At 70.2% G+C, this 2,765-nt stretch carries 3 protein-coding genes; 1 reads left to right on the top strand and 2 read right to left on the bottom strand.

Annotated elements, in window-relative coordinates; genetic code table 11:
* Positions 1–370: sugar phosphate isomerase/epimerase family protein (locus FVW20_RS11915; protein WP_196609788.1), on the top strand; the 370-nt coding region annotated here is incomplete at its 5' end.
* A 160-nt stretch (positions 371–530) separates the two neighbouring features.
* Here the strand turns inward: FVW20_RS11915 and FVW20_RS11910 are convergent.
* On the bottom strand, positions 531–1,931 hold the full coding sequence (locus FVW20_RS11910) for a sigma-54-dependent transcriptional regulator (protein WP_196609787.1): 1,401 nt from the start codon (positions 1,929–1,931) through the stop codon (positions 531–533).
* Positions 1,928–2,765: sensor histidine kinase (locus FVW20_RS19760; RefSeq protein ID WP_231039073.1), on the bottom strand; the 838-nt coding region annotated here is incomplete at its 5' end. The genes FVW20_RS19760 and FVW20_RS11910, both read right to left, overlap by 4 nt.

The raw sequence follows: 2,765 nt of genomic DNA, 5'->3' as shown, positions 1-2,765 counted from the left end.
CCGCGCGGGCATCTGCTTCGACGCCGGGCACTGGCACAGCTTCGCGGGCGGCGCGCAGCGGCGCGACATGCGGCGCTGGCTGGACGCCTTTGCCCCGCGCCTTGCCCACCTGCACCTGCATGACAACGACGGCAGCGATGACCAGCATCTGGGCCTGGGCACCGGGTCCATTCCGCTGGACGACCTGTTCGGCGGCCTTATCGCACGCGGGCTGCACCCCACCGCAACCATGGAACCGCACGACGAGGCGTCGTTTGCCGTGTCCCGCGCCTGGCTGGCCGCGCGCAAACACTACGCGGACGTGCTGACGGCCCCGAACGCTTGCGCCGACGCTCCGGCAAAGGATCCTGCCGCAACGCCTGCTGCCTGACGCCGCGCCTGGTGCGCGGAGAACTGCCCGCCGCGCCTGTTTCCGTCCCCTGCCTGTTTCGCAAATGAAGCGCGCCGCCCGGTACCTGCCGGACGGCGCGCTGTTCATTGTGGCGGCATGGAAGCGGAAGGCGACTGGCGGACGGCCCTGCCCGCGTCGCCTATTCCCTGCCCGCACCGCCGATGCCCAGTCGGCGCAATATCTTCTGCAACGACACCCGCTCCAGCCCGGAGATGCGCGCCGCCTCGGAGATGTTGCCCTCGGTGCGTTCCAGCAGCCGTTCCACGTAGCGCCGGGTGAATTCGTCCACCACGTGGGCCTTGGCGTCCTTGTACGGGGTAAGCGTTGGCTCGGTCACGGGCGCGGCGCAGTCGGCGGGGCCGTCCACCAGCCGCAGGTGGGACATTTCCACCGTGGGGCCGGGACAGAACACCGCCAGCCGCCGCACGAAGTTCTGCAACTCCCGCACGTTGCCCGGCCATTCTCGCCCGCACAGGCAGGCCATGGCCTCTGGCGACAGGCGTTTTGGGGCTATCTGCATCTCGCGGCAGGTCTGGGCCAGAAAATGGTCGGCCAGCAGGGGGATGTCGTCGGTGCGGTCGCGCAGGGGCGGGGTGTGGATGGTCAGCACGTTGAGCCGGTAGAACAGGTCTTCCCGGAATTCCCCGCTCTTGATGCGCGCCTCCAGCGCCTGGTTGGTGGAGGCGATGATGCGCACGTCCACCTTCACCGTGCCGCTGGAGCCCACGGGGCGTATCTCGTGTTCCTGCAACACCCGCAGCAGCTTGGTCTGGATGCCGGGCGAGATGTCTCCGATTTCGTCGAGCACGATGGTGCCCCCGGCGGCGGACATGAACAGCCCCTTGCGCGAACGTTCCGCCCCGGTGAAGGCCCCCTTCACGTGGCCGAACAGTTCGCTTTCCAGCAACTGGTCCGGAATGGCCGGGCAGTGCACGCTGACGAGGGGCCGCTGAGCCCTGCCGGACAGGGTGTGGATGGACGCGGCCACCAGTTCCTTGCCGGTGCCCGATTCGCCGCGCACCAGCACGGTGTAGTCCGATGCGGCCACCGCCGCGATGGTTTCCTTCAGCCTGCGCATGGCCGGGGTTTCGCCTATCAGCGTGCGCTCCAGCCCCGTGCGCGACATTTCCTCGCGCAGTTGGCGGTTTTCGCGCAGCAGGCGGCAGCGTTCCAGCCCCTTGGTCACGGCGCGGTACAGGTCTTCGCGGCGCACCGGCTTGGTCAGGAAGTCGTAGGCCCCGTTCTTGAGCGCCGTCACCGCCGTCTCGATGGTGCCGTGCGCGGTAAGCAGGATGACGCTGGGGGTGGCGTCCTGGGTCTGGGCGTGGGCCATCAGTTCCAGCCCGTCCATGTCGGGCATGCGCAGGTCGGTCAGCAGCACGGCGGGGTCGCTGCGGCCCAGCAGGTCCAGCCCGGCCTTGCCGCTGGTGGCCACCAGCACCTCGGCATCGGGAAAGCCCGCGCGCAACAGCCGGGCCAGGCCGTTGGCGAAGTCCGCCTCGTCGTCCACCACCAGGATGGTCTCGTGGGGCGTGGTCATGCGTCGTGCTCCGTAAGCGGGGCCGGGTGCTCCCGGTCCGCCGCAGGCAGGTGAAGGGTGAATACCGCGCCGCGCGCCAGTTCCGCCATGTCTGGCAGCTTTGGCGCATCCGTCGTTTCGGCGCGTTCGGCTGGCAGTTCCGGGGCGTCGGGGCCGTCCGTACCGTCGGGGCCGTGTGAGCCGGTTCCGATGGCCGGGGCGGATTGGGCGGCCTCGGAAAACAGGGAGGCCAGGTCGATCCGGCAGCACAGGCCGCCCAGTGAGGCGGGGGTCAGGTCCGCAGGGGTCAGGTTGCGCGCCTCGATGCGCCCGCCCATGTCCCGCATGATGCCGAAGACCACGGCCAGGCCCAGCCCCGTGCCGCGTCCGGCGGCCTTGGTGGTGAAGAATGGGTCGAACAGGCGGGGCAGGTGGTCTTCCGGGATGCCGGGGCCGTTGTCGATGACGTGCACCACCACCTCGCCCTCTTCGGGCAGGCTGCGCGCGGACAGCACCACCAGGCCGTGCCGCCGGGAAAGCGGGGGGGCGGCATGCGGCATGGCGTCGGCGTCGCTTGCACTGCCCGCAAGTCCGGTCGGTTCAGGGGGGCACGCGCGGCCCTCGTCACCCGCCCCGCGCAGGGCCGGATCGTTGTGGATGATCGGCCCGTCGGTTTCCACGGCGTCCAGCGCGTTGAGCAGCAGGTTGGTGAGAATCTGTTCCAGCCCGTTGCGGTCGGCCAGCACCGGCGGCAGCGGGGTGCAGCCCGTGCCGCTGGCTGTTGTCCCGTCCTGCGGCACGCCCTGCGGCATGTCCTGCAACACATCGGGCACGATGCGCGCCCGCGCGGCCCGC

It is taken from the genome of Nitratidesulfovibrio oxamicus (assembly GCF_015731765.1).
GTDB classification, from domain to species: Bacteria; Desulfobacterota; Desulfovibrionia; order Desulfovibrionales; family Desulfovibrionaceae; genus Cupidesulfovibrio; species Cupidesulfovibrio oxamicus.
This window is presented reverse-complemented; position numbering and strand designations above follow the sequence as displayed.

What these genes read in the sequence shown, in the direction of transcription:
- FVW20_RS11910 (WP_196609787.1), bottom strand. Translation starts at nt 1,931, where the DNA reads ATGACCACGCCCCACGAGACCATCCTGGTGGTGGACGACGAGGCGGAC.